The organism is Paenibacillus sp. CAU 1782, from assembly GCF_054551715.1.
Map to the genome: position 1 here is coordinate 15,945 of NZ_JBTOLL010000025.1, position 16,296 is coordinate 32,240.

Consider the following 16,296-nt stretch of genomic DNA (forward strand, 5'->3'; position numbering starts at 1 on the left):
ATACCTCCCTCTTCTTCCATTATGGCACTGCTACAGGTTCCTCGGCTGCTGGCTCGCTGGCTGTGGGTTCATTTGTTTCCGGAGATGTCGCAGGCTCACTTGCTTCCGGAGATACAGTCGGCTCCGTTGCTGGAGACGGTTCGATTTCCCCGCTGCCAGGAGTTGGCTCCGGTGAAGGCAGTTCGGCCGGTTCTTCGGCTGCCGATGCTTCTACGGATGCGGAGAGCACCGTATTTTCGTCAACGGAAATTTCAACGTCTTGTGTGCCAAAAGTGGAGAACCAGCCGCGCATTGTCGGAACATCGTTGGTGAATGCCAAGGACAGAAGCAGCAGCATTCTTGCGTGCTGGGCATTCAGATTATCGCCGGCAATCGTATTTCCGCTGCCGCTATAAATCGTGCCGGAGCCGGTCCGGGTGGTGGAGACGAATACGACGCCGTGATCCCGGATGGCATTGGTCCGTGCAGTGCCCATTGCTGAGGAAATGCCGCCTGCGCCTGTGCCTGCGGTTACGATGCCTTTGGCTCCATCTTCGACAAAACCGCGGATTGCGCCGCCGCCGGCTTCCTGGTAGTTATAAGCGATTTCTACGATAGGCAAGCTGTCCTTGGAAATAGTTCTCAGATCGAAAGGAGAAGCCCAATCCGGCTTGCCAGCTTTCAGAGCTCTGGCTGGAGCGCGGTAAATGCGGACGGCAGGATCATCGACGTAACCAAGCGCGCCAAACATCGGCGTGTCGAATGTATCCATCCGGTGCGAGTTGGATTTGGTTACTTCGCGAGCTGCATAGATAACATCGTTCAGCATCACGACGGTGCCAAACCATTTGGTTTTGTTGCTGCCTGCGACTTTAATGGCCTGGTAGAGGTTGGCGGGGCCGTCCGTACCGATAACGTCCCACGGCCGCATAGCTCCGGTCACGACAACCGGTTTTTCGCTGCGAACCGTCAAATCGAGGAAATAAGCGATTTCCTCCATCGTGTCGGTGCCGGTTGTAACGACTGCGCTGTCGTAAATTTCAAGCGCGGCGTCTACGGCCAGCGACAAATCGTACAGGTCCTTAATGGTATAACCTCCGGATCCTTTATTGCCGAATTGATAGGAAGAAACATCGGCCGTTTTGTGGACGGGGAGTTGAGCAATCAAATCCGCCATGGGATAAGTGCCGGCGGAGTAGCTTTGAAAATTGGTTTTGTCGCCGTTCCTTGCGGCTCCTGCAAGCGTACCGCCAGTGGCGACAACAATAACATTAGGCAGTGGGGAGTTCTGATGTTCTGCGGAAAGCGCCGGGATGTTAAACGAGGGAAGCTCTACGCCCTCAGCGGCATTTACGAGTCCCCGCACGGCAAGCGTGCTAACCGATGCCGCAACCAGCGACAATGCCAAAATAAAAAACATCATTTTCTTCGTAGCAAACTTTCCAATTTTCTGTGTCATATAAACTCTCCCTACGTGTAATTTAAACAATGAAACTTAAAATCTATTGTACAAAGTGTAATATAATATGACAAATGAATAACATGCGCGAAAAACAAGTATTTAAGCGTATACATATGAATTTATCCTCGAAATCCTCGTTATATCTCTCTGTAGATTAATATTTTCGGTGAATATTATGATTCAATAGGGGTTTATAGAGCGAATGTAACGATATTTATCAAAAGTATGCTTTTATATGCGAATAGTATTAGACAATCTAGCACTTTGAATATATGACATTATTCTAACGTTATTCTGCTGTGAAAAAGGATGCAGGACCTCTCAATATCGATTGCAATTGCGCTAAAATAGAGAAGGATAATTATTTTTGGGAAAAGTGCAGGGTTTAGCGGAGTGGAGTGCGTCTATATAACTGGAAGGGAGGGGAACCGCATTTTTGATGAGGCATGGATTCGGTCGGTGAATGATGGCGGACCGGAGCATTATCGGCCGTTTGTTAAGGCCTATGGCACGTACATATATAGAACCGTCTACGCTGTGCTGCAATCGCCGCATGATGCTGAGGATGTGACGCAGGAAGTGCTGCTTCAAATTTACCGTTCCCTCCCGAGTTATCGAATGGACGGATGGAAAGCGTGGATCACGCGAATTGCCGTCAATAAGGCGATCGATTACAAAAGAAGCCGGGCGAGGAAGCCGGAGCATCTGGTCGAGTCTCAGACATTATTGGAGCAGCAAGTTGCCGGGGCCGGGGCGGCTGAGGGGATGTTGGATGCTTCTCCTTCTCCGGCGGCTGAAGACATCGCGCTTCGGCACGAGGAACGCCAAGTATTGCTGGAGCATGTTAATGCATTGCCTCCCAAATATAGAGAGGTTGTCTCCGCGTTTTATCTGGATAATAAAAGCTATGAGCAAATTGCGACGGAAACGGGACTTGAGCGGAAAAGCGTGGAGTCTCGGCTGTACAGGGCAAGGGACTGGATGAAAAAGCATTGGCGGAAGGAGGATTTTGAATGAGAGAAAACAGGTGCATCCATATGACGAAGGAGCAACTGCGGGCTTATGCCGGAGGCGGAATAGGGCTGGCGGAGAGGGCTGCGACGGAGGAGAAGCTTGCGGTATGCGAGCGATGCCTGGAAATGTGGATAGAGGTTATGGAAAACTCTGAGTCGCTGCCGGAGCAAGCTGCAGGATATCCCGATATGGCCCAGCTGGAAGATCGGGTCATCGGCAAGCTGATGGAGGAGCGCTTGTCTCAGGCTGATCCTCAAGCCGCATTGCTGCGAGGGGATTGTGCAACTGGAGAAAGGCGCGAAGGGGATGGGGGTCAGAGAGTCCCTTTGAAGGCGCCTCGGAAGACTCGTTCCCGGTTTTCGCTGTTGCAAAATCCAATTGCCCAATATGGGATTGCGGCATCCATTACCTTGCTGCTTATGACCTCCGGCATTCTGGGAGGGGTGGCCGGGGAATTGGTCAAACTGGACGAAATCCGGCAGGAGGAAATGCCGTATCTCGCTGATAAGTCCCGAACAATGGAACCTACCTGGTCAGAGAGGATGATCACCCGCGCGGGAGCGTGGCTGGACGACCTGCAGCAGACCAGATTCAAATAAAAGGGTGGAGAAAGGAAGATTTCTGTGAATAAAAATCCGTTGGTTGCGTTTATGCTTGCATTTATTCCAGGCGTGGGACATGCGTATTTAGGGCGGTATATTCGCTTTATTGTGTATGCGGGAGGTTTCTTCGGCCCGATTGCCCTGCTTATGTTTTTTACTTTGGTGGACGGATACGCAGATGGCGATTCGGCGGTTGCGGCGCTGTTGATATCCGCTTTCGTTGGCTTGATCAATATGATTGATATGGTCATTACTCTGTTGAGGGGCAAGGCGATTGGCAGCTATCGCCCTGCGCCTCCTTATCCCGCCAGACCTGGCGAATATGGATACGGCGGCGGGTATCAGAACGGGCCGCGAGAATTGAATGACGTCCCCGCGGGTTCGGCATTTCATGGCGGCCCCTCCGGCAATCCGTATGACGTGCAGCGGCAGCAAGAGAAAACCCGCACCATTTTGTTGTCCATCATTCCCGGCTTAGGCCACATGAGCATGGGTTTGATGCAGCGTGGCATCACTTTTCTGATTTCGAGCATCGGATTGTTTGCGATTATCATTTTTTTGAGCGCCGTTATGAACTCCGGAGCGATTTTGACCTTTTTGCTGGCGCTGCCCGTTATTTGGGTGTACGGCATGTTCGATGCGGTCAGCCTTCTGGACGCCAGGCATCAGGGGAAGGATGTGCAGGACAAATCCCTTTTTGAAGGAATCGAGTCCCACATTGCCTCCGGCACCAAAAACAAAGTATTGACCATTGCGTTGGCTATTTTCCCGGGAGCGGGACATTTGTACCTTGGATTGCAAAAAAGAGGGCTTCAGCTGATGGCCGTTTTTCTGCTGGGGATCTATATCATGGATACGCTGAGACTGTCGCTGTTCCTCTTTTTGCTGCCGCTATTCTGGTGTTTTGCCCTATTCGACGCAATATCGCAAATTTCCAAATATGAACGGGGAGCGCTTGTTGACGAGCCGTTTCTGCCGGTATTTGTCCCGTATCAAAGATGGATTGGCGCCGCCTTGTTTTTGGTGGGTGTGTACTTTCTGTTTGATCGGATCGTCATGAATGTCATCGGAGATTATTGGCCGTTTATCGCTAGACAATATCAAATGTACAAATATATGCTGCCAACGGCGATTATCGCGTTTATTATGATCCTGTTGGGCATGAGGCTGGCTTTTGGAAGCAAAAGCATCTTGGCCATCGGCAAACCGCCACGGCCTGAGCAGGATTCCGAAAAACGGGGAGGTGCTTCGTCTTGAGTATCAATAACGTGATGTCTCCGCTGCCCCAGGGGGGAGAGGCGGAGACTGGACAGTCCCTTCATGCTCGCCGGACATGGCGGGTAGGCTCCTTGTCGATGGGCATTACGCTTATGCTGATTGGTGCGGCGTTTGCTGTATCGTTATGGCAAGAGGCGGAGGTTTATCAATTGCTGCTGTGGGTCGCCCCGGTTGTATTCATCCTGCTGGGGGCAGAGCTTCTCCTCTACCTGGCATTGTCCGGCAAAAGAGAAACGGTGGTTCGTTATGATTGGTTAAGCGTGTTGTTTGTTGGCTTGATCGGCACGGCTAGTCTTGTCCTGGCTTTATTGATGTCATCGGGCGTGTTTAATGAGCTGCAGCGAAATTTGAATATGACTCAGCGGACTGTCTTTGTTGAATCGGATACGCTGGAGGTTCCCGGCGCGGTGAAGAAGATTGTGCTGCAATCTTCAATTGCGATTGCCATAAACGAAACAGATGCAAACGAAGTCAAGCTGATGGGTCAAATTCGTTATTGGTCGCCCGACAAACCGGAAGCTGTAAAGCGGGATTTGATGAACAGCTATGTAGTGGGCGAAACGCTGTTTTTGATTATCGGCGATCTGGACCGCAGGGAAAACGCCATCGCCCCGGAATATGCCCGATATTCGGAGTTGATGCTGGCTTTGCCGCGCGGGCTGGAGATTGAGGAACGGTGAGGAAGGCTAGTGAAGATGGCTGGTGAGGTCACGCAACAAAGTTGGAGTGGAAATGAAAACATTTCCCTCCAACCATATCGTTGCCTTCATCCAACTGCTTTGTGTTTACAGGCATTAACCGGGGTTTTGTTCGGGACTATTGAATAGTCCTTTTTTTGTGTTTGACGACTGACGTGGCCTAACGCGCTTGTGCCGTTGTTTTTTGGATCACGGCCTCAATTGGCGCAAGAATGCGATAGTGGCCGTGCTCGGGAAGATAACCCAATTTGCGGTTAATGCTTAGAATGGGTTCGTTGAGGGAGTCGTTATCCGTGCGGATATAGGCGGCTTTTCGCTCAATCCCAAGCTCGATCGCTTTTAGTTTTAGCGCTTGAGCGATTTTTTTGCCTCTGTAATCCTTGTGGACGGTTGTGTATTCATGATAAAGTCCGTTGGTGTCCTCGTTGAAAATCACGTTAGTATAACCCGCAAAACGGTCTCCGTCAACGGCGATGAGCACCAGCTCCGGTGTAAACCCGCTAACTTCCAGATACCATTTGCGCCAGCTGTCATAGTCCGGAACGGTTCCCAAATAACCGGGAATGTCAGGCATTGTTCCGATAGAAAGCTGAAACAGCTTTTGCAGGCTGGCTTCGTCTGCAAGCTCTGCTATAGTTTTGATGACCAAACCTGAAGGGGCGAGAAGTTCTTCAGGACCAGGGTGGAGACTCGTCTGACCTGCGTCCAATGTAAGAACGGACTGAAAGGTATGGCGTTCGATGACAAATCCGCGGTTTTCGGCAAAACGCAAGTAATCAGGCTGGTTATCCCATAAAACCGTGAGCAATGCCGATGCTCCAATCCCTTGCCCCCATTCCAGCGCATGCGCCAGCAGCAGGCTGCCGATCCCCTGATTTCGATGCCCGGTGTCGACAATCAAGGTGTTGCAGATATAGCCGGGTTCGGTCCATGGAGCTCTCCAACTGTTGAGATAACCAACTACATCCCCTTCATCCGTAACGGCCACCCGTCTAGAACGGTCATAACCCGCGAGCAGGCCTTTTTCGTCTTTCCACGTATGTCCGGTTTCATACATTTTGGCATCTTCCGCCTCCAGCTGCGCCGCCGTAACGGGCTCCGGGCTGTCCTGGTTCAGCAGCTGAGCCAGCGATTCATAATCGCCGGGCAATTCCAGTTCCCTTAAATGAAATGTCATTGCTTGAATCCTCCCATAATTCGTTTAAGTGTTGCTTCAAGTATGACAGGCGCAGACGGGAGGCGATAGGGGCCAATTCGGCTATAACTGAACAGTTGGCGCGGGAGAAGGCGGGTGGAAAGTGCTTTGCGGACGAAAGCGCAAAAAGGCCGTACCGAATTGCCGGTACGGCCTTAAAGCAGGTATTTATTAAACGGCTACTGCGTTGTAGGTCATGATCCAGATAGAACCCGCAACGATAGTCAGCAGGATAACAAGGCCCAGAATAAGCGATGTCAGATTGTAGCGCGGTTTCTTTTCTTCGCGCAGATGCATGAAGAACAACAGCTGTACGGCGAATTGAAGCACGGCGGCAATCAGGATAATGACGGTATTCGTCTTTTTGTCGAACATCTCATTCATGACAACCACCAGAGGAATGATGGTCAAGACGATCGAAAGAACAAAACCGATGATATAAGATTTCAGAGAGCCGTGGCTTTCGCCATGTTCTCCATGCCCGTCATGGGCTTGGTTGTGGTTGGCCATCTTACATCACCCCCATCAGATAAACAATCGTAAATACAAAGATCCAAACAACGTCCAGGAAGTGCCAGTACAAGCTGACGATATTCACTTTACGTTTTGTAACCGGCGTAATGCCGCGTTTGGCAAGCTGGATAATCAATGCTGTCATCCAGACAAGACCGACCGATACGTGGAGTCCGTGCGTCCCGACCAGCGTAAAGAATGCAGACCAATAAGCGCTAGTGCCGATATTGGCACCTTCATGCACGAGGTGAATAAACTCGTTGACCTCCAGGTAGATAAAGGAAGCGCCAAGCAGAAGGGTAACGATCAGCCAGCCGATCAGGCCGCTTTTGTTGCCCTTGTTCATCGACAGAAGCGCAAGGCCGCTTGTGAAGCTGCTTGTCAACAGGATAAAAGTTGAAGCGATGATGCCTGGAAGTTCAATCAGATCGCTTCCTGTAGGTCCTCCGGCTGTGTTAAACCGGAGAACAACGAAGGTGGCGAACAGGACGCCGAACAAAATAACGTCGGTAATTAGAAACAGCCAAAAGCCAAATGTTTTTAGTTCTTCTTGATCATGATGACCATGATCGTGATGTCCGCCGTGATGATCGCTGTGGCCACCGTGTCCGCCTGCGGCGGGGCTGCCGTGCGCGACGGCGAGTTTATGCTTTTTCTGTGCCATTAGTGTGCCCCCCTTGCCGCGGCTTCCGTACGTTCAATTTCGTCAACCGGAATGTAATAGTCGGTATTATAGGTAAACGAGCGGACGAGCATACAGATGACAACGCCGATCAAGCCGGGAATAATCATCCATTTCCAATCCCACACAAACCCGAAGCCTGCAATGAACCAGAAGGTTGACATTACAAACGGTACGCCGGAATTGCGCGGCATGTGGATTGGCTCCAAAGGAGCTTGATCCGCTTTGGCAACATGCGGAAGCTCTGGCTCGCCTTTGCGGCGGCGTTCCTTCTTCTCCCACCACTCATCACGGGTAGTGACGATAGGCGTGCGGGCGAAGTTGTACATTGGAGCCGGAGATGGAATCGACCACTCCAAAGATCTGCCGTCCCATGTGTCGCCTGTTGGCTCTTTTTTGTAGAACCGGATGCTATGAGCGATCTGCCATACCTGGAACAGGAAGGCGATGCCCATCAGGAATGCGCCAACCGTGGATACCACGTTAAGCGGCTGCCATCCCATGTCAAAGTTGTATTCGTTGAAGCGGCGCGTCATGCCCATGAAGCCGAGCGCGTATTGTGGCATAAAGCACACATAGAAACCAATGTTCCAGAACCAGAAAGCCCATTTGCCCAAGCCTTCATGCAGCTTGAAGCCGAACATTTTTGGCCACCAGTAGTAGAGACCTGCGAAAAATCCGAATACTACGCCGCCGATTAGAACCTGGTGGAAGTGGGCGATCAGGAAGTAGCTGTTGTGGAACTGGAAGTCAGCAGGAGCAACGGACAACATAACGCCCGTCATACCTCCGACAACAAAACAAGGGATAAAGGCAACCGTCCACATCATCGGGGTTGGGAAGCTAATCTTGCCCCGATACATGGTGAATAGCCAGTTAAATACTTTAACGCCCGTCGGTATTGCGATAATCATCGTCGACACAGCGAAAAATGCGTTGACGTTAGCTCCGGAGCCCATCGTGAAGAAGTGGTGAGCCCAGGTGAAGAAGGACACGATACTAATTGACATAAGGGCAAATACCATCGAGCTGTATCCAAACAATCTTTTCTTTGCGAAGGTCGATACGACCTCGGAGAAAATGCCGAATGCCGGCAAAATAACGATATAAACCTCGGGATGTCCCCACATCCAGATCAGGTTGATATACATCATCGGGTTGCCGCCGCCGTCCAAGGTGAAGAAGTGCGCTCCTACATAACGGTCAAGGAACAGCAGGAACAGCGTAACGGTCAAGATAGGGAACGCCAGAATGATGGTCAAGCTGGAAGACAACACGGACCAGGTGAACATTGGCATTTTCATCAGCTTCATGCCTGGCGCGCGCATTTTCAGAATCGTTACGATAAAGTTAATGCCTGTAGCTAGCGAGCCCATACCGGAGATCTGAATACCCCAGATATAGAAGTCTTGGCCTAAGCCGGGGCTTCCGGAAAGCTCTGAAAGCGGCGGATACGCCAGCCAGCCTGCGTCCGGCGAACCGCCGATAACGAAGGACAGGTTGAACAACATGGCTCCGAAGAAAAACATCCAGAAGCTCAGGGAGTTCAGGAACGGGAATGCAACGTCTCGGGCGCCGATCTGAAGCGGCACAACGATGTTGAACAAACCGAACATCAGCGGCATCGCCATAAACAGGATCATGATAACGCCGTGCGTTGTGAATATCTGGTTGTAATGCTCTGCGGTCAGAAACTCAAGCTGCGGCGCAGCAAGCTGCGTACGCATAAGGAGGGCGTCTACGCCGCCCCGGAACAACATGAGTATGGAACAGAGAATATACATGATGCCGATACGTTTGTGATCAACGGATGTCAACCACTCCGTCCATAACCAACGCCATTTTTTGAAATAGGTCAAAACCAATACAACGGCAACAAGCGTTAAGCCGATGGATACTTGTGCTCCGAGGATGAGGGGGTCGCCCGTCACAAAAAACTCGGAAGAGAATTCCTTGATTTTATCCCACATGATGGAATCTCCTTTCGTGAGCGGTAACCTTAATGCCCCGCATGCTCGTTTTGAATTAGATTAGTGTTGAATGCGGTCTGAGAAGATTCCGTTTTTGAATCGTGGGCCGAAGCGCCGTGATGCTCGTGGCCTCCGCCGCCTTCCTCAACATATTGCGTTACGATTTTGTCGAACAATCCTTCAGGGAAGCTGGAGAACAGTTGAACGTCGGAACGGCCTGGGTCGGTCAGTGATTCATAACCGTCCATTGTCAAAGCAGGAGAATCCCCTTTGATATCGCTAACCCATTTGTCGTACTCCTCTTGCGAAACAGCGTCCGCTGTAAAGGTCATTTGAGCAAAGTCCTTGCCGTTAAAGTTCGCTCCGCTGCCATAGTAGCTGCCTTGCTCGTCGGCTTGCAGGTACAAGGTCATTGCCATGCCGGACATAGAGTAGAGCTGTCCGCCCAGCTGCGGAATCCAGAAGGAATTCATTGCCGTATCCGCTGTCAATTGGAAACGGATTGGTACCCCTTCAGGAAATTTAATGTAGTTCACCGTAGCAATGTCCTCGTCCGGATAAGTGAACAGCCACTTCCAGTCCATCGACGTTGCCTGAATCGTAATAGGTTGCTTTTCGGATTCAATTGGTCTTGATGGCTCCAGCAAATAAGTGTAATTTACGGTTACCACGCCAATGATTCCGATAATGACAATCGGGATCGCCCACCAAGTCACTTCAAGCTTGGTGCTGTGCTCCCAATGCGGCTGGTACGATGCTTTTCTGTTTGGGCGGTCGCGATAGCGCCAAACGATGACAGCCGTAAGAATCAGGACCGGGACGATGATAATGGCGCAAAGCAGCGTTGTAATGATAATCAACTCTTTTTGCGACTGTCCGATTGGGCCCTTGGGATCCAGCACGATGTATTGCTCGCTGCTGCAACCCGATAGCGCGAATGCCATTGTGAGAAAAAGCACGGTCGCGAGCATTCGGTAATAACGTCTCATCAAGGTTTCACTCCTCAGATTATTCCTCATTTAAAGTTAGCTTATGATAAAGATAACAGATTCAAACGTTCGTGACTGCTAGGTTAACAATAACGTAAATAAATATTCGGTAATTCGTCATATCTCAGTCACCTGTTCGACATATCATCGGCATTTTGTCCATTTTAAATTTGAATTGATACATATCCTGCCAAAATTTCTGTTGGAATGTTCACATTTCGGCTTCCGCCAGCGGTTGGAACAACACAAACGTTCACTGTACATTTTGACACAAACGAAGAAAAAGCCCGCCTAATCTTCAATTGAAGATCGGGCGGGCTTGATTATTCGGCGGACGATTTTGTCAAGAAACGAGCTCCTCATCATGGGGGGGAGAGGTTTTGTTCTCTCCGTGGGTTCCCATGCGGGCGTGAACTAGGCCGATGGCCGTACCAATGACATAAATGTGGACGCTTCCGATCAGGAAGCCTATGCCAACCATCAGTCCGATGTTTTGATCGCTGAAATGGCTTAAGTTGATAAGGGAGAGCAGAACGCCAATGCCTAAAATAAACCAAGCCATCGCCGTCATAAAGTTAACTAGACGTTTAACGTCCGGCTTTACCGTCTTTAGGTGATTCATGCTTGCTGTTTTTGTCGTCATATCGAACACTCCCAAATAAGTTGTAAGTGCTTTCTTAACTACACTATATCATATCTTATGCAGAATGTTCAAATAAATTTCACAATTCGTTTGAAATTTGGACAAAAAGATGCGGAAAATGATATTGCCAAGATGTTGCGCAGTCCTTTGTGACATTCGCTACACTTTTGCCCCCGCCTTATGCTTTACTTAACCCGTCTTCTTTTCATTGAACCAAACAGTCGAACATTTCCGTTAATGGGTCCACCAATTTTTAAGGTCGTTCCACCATGATGTTTTTTTGCGAGCTTTTTCATTAGAGCGGGTCTGCTGTTCAAGGATAGTTTCCTCGCCAGAGTTGTCCTCCGCATCGCCGTTGCCGCAAATCTCTGTAGGTTCTGTACCCGCAAGGAAGGTTTCCAATCTTCTTTCCCCGCAGTTTGCTGCAGCAAGGCGGCCAGTGGAAGGTTCAATGTAGATGGTGCTTACGCCTTCCGGCACCGTAAACATTTTTGGTGGAACGGCGCTTAAAGCTCCCTCCATAAATCCTGCAAAGATTGGTGCCGCCCGATGGGCCTCCGCAAGCGTAAGCTTTCTGTTTTTGTCATGACCAACCCATACGGCCGCAGATAATTCCGGCGTATAACCGACGAGCCACCCGTCGTAATCCGTTGTGCCGGTTTTTCCTGCGATAGGACGCTTTATAATAGAAGAAACACGATTGGCGGTTCCTCCCTGATCAAAAACGCTTTCCAGCAGACTTGTCATCACATAGGCTTCCGCCGGGGTGATCGGCTGGTCCATAACAGGTCTGGACTCATACAGCACTTCCCCTTTTCGATCCTCAATGCGCAGAATGGAAACCGGCTCCACGCGGAATCCGCCGCTTGCAAATACGCTGTAGGCTGAAGCCATTTCAAACGGGCTAACGGGCGAAGAACCCAGCGCAAGCGATGGCACCGCGTCCAGCGGGCTGCTTATCCCCAATCCTTTTGCGGTTTGTATCACCTTGTCCGCGCCAACCGTCATTAGTGTGTTGACGGCATAAATATTATCGGAGCTGCTGATGGCTTTTCGCATATCAATATAATCGTTGGCGTATTTATCGCCGTAATTACGGGGTTCATAGCTTTTGCGCCCTTCATCGTAGGTGAAGACGGTTGGTTCGCTGCGGAACTGTGTGACGGGCGTCATATAGCCGCTCCTCAGAGCTGTCAAATACAGCAAAGGCTTAAAGGCGGAACCGGGCTGGCGAGTACGGGCAAATACCCGATTATACTGATTGCTGCGGTAATCCCGTCCTCCGACCATCGCCTTTACGTAACCGTTGCGGGGATCGATCGCCACCAGCGCGGCTTGCTGCTCCGAATCGCCCGGAATTCCGCGTTTGATGGCATCCTCCGCCGCATTCTGAATGTTCTGGTCCAGCGTCGTATAGATTGTAATACCGCCTTCGTTCAACACGGACGGCTCTATTCCGATTTCATCCAGGGCGAGATGGCGAATGTAATCCCGGAAATAAGGGGCGAAACCTTCCGGTTCCCCGGAGTCGAGCGGCTTGAGATCAAGCACCTCGCGATAAGCGTCCTCCGCTTGTTCCTTTGTAATAAAACCGCCCTCGGTCATCGACTCCAAAATAAGATATTGGCGGTCCTTGGCGTTTTTCATATCCATATAGGGTGAATAATATTTCGGCCCTTTCGGGATGCCGGCGAGCATAGCGGATTCCGCAAGCGTCAGCTCGGAAGCGTGCTTGTCAAAATAAAGCATGGAGGCCGCCTCAATGCCATAGGAGCCGTGGCCGTAATAAATTTGATTCAAATACATGCTCAAAATGTCGTCTTTGGTATAATCCATTTCCAGCTTGGCTGTATAGAGAGCCTCCTTGAGCTTGCGCTGCCACGTTTTTTCATGGCTTAAATAAAGATTGCGCGCCAGCTGCTGAGTCAGCGTACTGGCCCCTTGGCGCGCCGACATGGATTGCACGTTAACAACAACGGCACGGGCCATCCCCTTCAAATCAAAGCCGTAATGATCATAGAAGCGGCGATCTTCAATCGAAAGGGTTGCATGAATAAGATCGCGCGAAATATCCTCCAAAGCGACGGATCGCCTGTTTTCCCCTGCATGGAACGTGTCGATGACGTTGCCGTGCAGGTCCAGCATTTGCGAGGTTTGACTGATGGCGGCGGCGGGCAGCGACTGTGACCGAACATAGAAAAATAAAGACAAGCAAAGCGCAAGCGCGGCTGCCATTGCAAAGACTGTCCGAATAAGCCACTTATTCAATTTCAGCATCAGCGGCAAAAGCCTTTCGGAAATAGTCGGGAAAACCGCCTGGCGTCGCGGCTTGGGTGGGCGTTTGGAGGTCTTTTTCATAAAAACGGCTCCTTTTCTAAATCACATCCTCTTATTTCCTTAGTATGGAAAAATGAAGAAGGAGCTATTCATGCTGACCGTGTTTCATTCTCTCTTGAGCCGCAATTCTATGGTTATGTTATAATTTCTAACATAAAGATGACTCGTTTCTCGGAGCCGGGAGGAAAACCATGAAATCGTTGGAGACAAAACTGCGTATGCCGTCACTACATAACGGAATTTTGCGGGAGAGATTAGTTGCGGCATTCAATCATGGGACGCCTATGTCATTTATTCATGTTTCGGCTCCTGACGGATATGGGAAAACAACGGCAGTATCGGGATTTCTGGAGATGGAAAAGAAGAGTCCGGTTTGGTATGCCTTTGATGACGGCGATCATTCTGCTCTGCAAATTCTGCACGAATTGTCCCAAGGGATTGGTTACAGATTAGGTAGGCCGGATTGGAGCGGCGCTGGCGCAAAATCCAGTCCCGATGATGCTTTAGCGGAGATGGCGGCTGGTTTGTCACATATTTCCGAGCAATTTGTTATCGTTCTTGACAATTTTGATCAAGCGGAAGGGGACCTGCAGCTTCGTGGACTGATCCAGAAGCTCGTGGCGTTTGCATCACGCTTTGTTTCTTTTATATTCATAGGCACGTTGTGTTTGCATGGCGATTGGGCCAAGTTGAAATCCAGCCGCAATTATTTGGAGCTTACTGCTGCGGACCTGGCGTTTAACAGCTTGGAGACGGCGGAATATTTTCGACGAGTCTGCGGCATGGAACTGCTTCCGGGCGAATTAGAAAACGTTATGGAAAAAACGGAGGGTTGGCCTGCGGCATACCCGTTTGTTGCCAAGTCTATTCAGGGCAAGGACAACGATGAGAGGATGGTTTGTTGGGCAATCTCTCCCTTTTATCCGCCGATATTTCACTATTTCAGCAGTGTCGTCATGGCGAGGCATGAAGAGGAAATGATACTTTTTTTACAGTGCAGCAGTTTATTGACGCGGTTGGATGCCGCGATTTTGAATCCATATTTGGGCATCGAGGATTCAGCAGAGCGGGTAGCCGCGTTAACCCGATATAATTTGTTTGTTGTTGAAGACAATGGAGCGCTTCGTTACCATGCTTTGTTCAGAACCTATTTGTACAATGCATATGGCAAAAGAATTGGAGAGGAAGGGCTGAAAAAACAGCATCTTAAACTAGGCGCTATATATGAAAAGCAATTTCAGTATTTTCATGCATTTGCCCATCATATTGCCGGCTCTGATTTTTTGGGGGCTGCCCGGTGCATCAATGCGGTTTCGTCTCGCTACAATGGAATTGAATTGATGAGTCTAGCGGATGGCTGGGTGGAAAAGGTGTCGCCCCATTTGTCTATGGCGTATACGACTTTTTTTCTGTTTCGCTGTTATTCAAAAGGCATTCGTCGAGATTTGATCACCTATATGGAAGAACGGCTGGCACAGCTGACAGGCCCGGAGCGCGTTGTGGCGCGAATGCTTGCCGAACACCGGCTGGCTGCTTTCTATATGTGCTTTGATGTCAATAAAGCCATTGAACGATATCAATCCTCTCTGGAGCAATCCGTCATCCTCAATGATTATGCTGTAACCGCCTTTAATCTCAGCGGCTTGGCCGATATTTACAGATGCCAGGGTTTAACGAAAAAAGCGATGTCCTTTGCAAGGCGCGCTCTTTATGTAGCAGAAACTCACGGGATCAAGCCGATTCAAATGCTGGTTCTGGATACATTGTCCAACATTTTTCTGGATGAAGGTCAGGTTGATAAAGGGGAGCTTTTTGCTCGTCAGGCGCTGGAGCTGTCTCAGGGCGAAGCCGATAGTAGCCGGGTGTTTATTTTATCAACGTTTTGCCGGATTTATCGGATGCAGGGAGATTATGAGCAGTCGGTCGATTGGGCTAGAAAAGCGTGCCGGCTGGCGGATGAATTTTCTCTGCATATTGATAGGGGCTGGGCGACATTCGAATTGGCCCAGACGATAGATGCCAAAGGAGAGGGCGCTGAAGGCGAGCGGCTGTTTGCCCAATCCTGTCGCTGGGTTGCAGGCGCGCCGGAAATCGCAGGGTATTTTGATAAGATGTGGCGCTCGAGAAAGGGAACGGGACAAGGAGATGTGGGCGGGAAAGCTCTGATTGCAGAAAAGACGCCGAAGCTGCAGCTGCGCGTATTGGGAAAATTTTCGGTTAGTTGGGGAGAGGAGCCCATCGTTATTCATCGCGCGTCGAGCCTGCGAATTTTTCAATATCTGATTACGCATCGCGACGTTAAGGTTTCGAAGGATGTGCTGATTGGCCATTTGTTTCCGGAGATGGCTGGCGGCGCTGCAACCAATCATTTTCATGTTGCCCTGTCAACGCTTCGCAAATCGCTGGACAGAGCGGAGGATTATGGTTTGCGCATCCTGACTCGCCAGACTGGTCTTTATCATCTGGATTTTACCCATATCGATATGGATTTGGATGGCTTTTACGCCAGTCTTCCTTCACCGTCTCAGAAACCGGAATCGCTTGCCGCTCTATTGCGCGCAGAGGCGCTGTACCGGGGAGATTATTTTGCCGAGTTTCCCTATGAGCCTTTTTTGGAGATTGAACGGGAGAAAATAAGGCGGATCTACCTTAACGTGCTGAGAACGCTCGCGCAGGCGTATCATCAGCAGGGTCAGCATGGAGAAGCCTTTGCCTATTATGACAAGCTGATTGCACAAGACCTCTATCAGGAGGATGCGTATGTGGAATATATCGGCGTTTTGCAGAGCCTTGGAATGGGTGCGCATGCGAAGGCAATCGCAAGCAAAATGGAGCGGTATATTGCCAAAGAGCTGGGTTTGGCTTTGCCGATGGAGGTAGCCGCCTTATTAAGGAGGTAGGCGCCCCCTTAAATTGGGTTTTAAAGCTGATATT

At 50.1% G+C, this 16,296-nt stretch carries 13 protein-coding genes; 5 read left to right on the forward strand and 8 right to left on the reverse strand.

From position 1 onward, the window contains the following. Nucleotides 1-19: 19 nt before the first annotated feature. The gene (locus tag ACX93W_RS25750; RefSeq protein WP_459395241.1) at nucleotides 20-1,438 is read right to left on the reverse strand and encodes an asparaginase; all 1,419 of its coding nucleotides are present in this window, start codon (nucleotides 1,436-1,438) and stop codon (nucleotides 20-22) included. A gap of 462 nt (nucleotides 1,439-1,900) precedes the next feature. Here ACX93W_RS25750 and ACX93W_RS25755 point away from each other — a divergent pair, with 462 nt between their 5' ends. From ACX93W_RS25755 to ACX93W_RS25770, 4 genes are read left to right on the forward strand one after another with little or no spacing between them, the layout of a single operon-like run. After that, nucleotides 1,901-2,458, forward strand: coding sequence for an RNA polymerase sigma factor (locus ACX93W_RS25755; RefSeq protein ID WP_459395242.1), 558 nt, complete (start codon nucleotides 1,901-1,903; stop codon nucleotides 2,456-2,458). Further along, nucleotides 2,455-3,054, forward strand: a complete 600-nt coding sequence (locus ACX93W_RS25760) for a hypothetical protein (protein WP_459395243.1) — start codon at nucleotides 2,455-2,457, stop codon at nucleotides 3,052-3,054. The genes ACX93W_RS25755 and ACX93W_RS25760 overlap by 4 nt, the downstream gene beginning before the upstream one ends. A 24-nt stretch (nucleotides 3,055-3,078) precedes the next feature. Beyond that, complete coding sequence (locus ACX93W_RS25765; RefSeq protein WP_459395244.1) at nucleotides 3,079-4,314, forward strand: hypothetical protein; 1,236 nt, start codon at nucleotides 3,079-3,081, stop codon at nucleotides 4,312-4,314. Then, the gene (locus tag ACX93W_RS25770; protein ID WP_459395245.1) at nucleotides 4,311-5,015 is read left to right on the forward strand and encodes a hypothetical protein; all 705 of its coding nucleotides are present in this window, start codon (nucleotides 4,311-4,313) and stop codon (nucleotides 5,013-5,015) included. The genes ACX93W_RS25765 and ACX93W_RS25770 overlap by 4 nt, the downstream gene beginning before the upstream one ends. 178 nt (nucleotides 5,016-5,193) lie before the next feature. Here ACX93W_RS25770 and ACX93W_RS25775 read toward each other — a convergent pair whose 3' ends face one another. The 7 genes from ACX93W_RS25775 to ACX93W_RS25805 form a co-directional block, all read right to left on the reverse strand. Next, a complete protein-coding gene (locus ACX93W_RS25775) occupies nucleotides 5,194-6,210 on the reverse strand; it encodes a GNAT family N-acetyltransferase (protein WP_459395246.1) in 1,017 nt (338 codons plus the stop codon). Nucleotides 6,211-6,399: 189 nt separating this feature from the next. Further along, on the reverse strand, nucleotides 6,400-6,738 hold the full coding sequence (gene cyoD / locus ACX93W_RS25780) for a cytochrome o ubiquinol oxidase subunit IV (protein ID WP_459395247.1): 339 nt from the start codon (nucleotides 6,736-6,738) through the stop codon (nucleotides 6,400-6,402). A 1-nt stretch (nucleotide 6,739) separates the two neighbouring features. Beyond that, nucleotides 6,740-7,405 (reverse strand): cytochrome o ubiquinol oxidase subunit III, encoded by a 666-nt coding sequence (cyoC, locus tag ACX93W_RS25785; protein WP_459395248.1) that lies wholly within the window; start codon nucleotides 7,403-7,405, stop codon nucleotides 6,740-6,742. Next, entirely contained in the window at nucleotides 7,405-9,393 is a 1,989-nt protein-coding gene (locus ACX93W_RS25790) for a cbb3-type cytochrome c oxidase subunit I (protein WP_459395249.1), read from the reverse strand. The genes cyoC and ACX93W_RS25790 overlap by 1 nt, the downstream gene beginning before the upstream one ends. Nucleotides 9,394-9,422: 29 nt before the next feature. Then, a complete protein-coding gene (gene cyoA / locus ACX93W_RS25795; protein WP_459395250.1) occupies nucleotides 9,423-10,382 on the reverse strand; it encodes a ubiquinol oxidase subunit II in 960 nt (319 codons plus the stop codon). Between the two features lie 343 nt (nucleotides 10,383-10,725). Beyond that, a complete protein-coding gene (locus ACX93W_RS25800; RefSeq protein WP_459395251.1) occupies nucleotides 10,726-11,025 on the reverse strand; it encodes a hypothetical protein in 300 nt (99 codons plus the stop codon). Nucleotides 11,026-11,259: 234 nt separating this feature from the next. After that, the gene (locus ACX93W_RS25805) at nucleotides 11,260-13,383 is read right to left on the reverse strand and encodes a transglycosylase domain-containing protein (RefSeq protein ID WP_459395252.1); all 2,124 of its coding nucleotides are present in this window, start codon (nucleotides 13,381-13,383) and stop codon (nucleotides 11,260-11,262) included. Between the two features lie 170 nt (nucleotides 13,384-13,553). Here ACX93W_RS25805 and ACX93W_RS25810 point away from each other — a divergent pair, with 170 nt between their 5' ends. After that, on the forward strand, nucleotides 13,554-16,262 hold the full coding sequence (locus ACX93W_RS25810) for a BTAD domain-containing putative transcriptional regulator (protein WP_459395253.1): 2,709 nt from the start codon (nucleotides 13,554-13,556) through the stop codon (nucleotides 16,260-16,262). The last annotated feature ends 34 nt before the right edge of the window (nucleotides 16,263-16,296 follow it).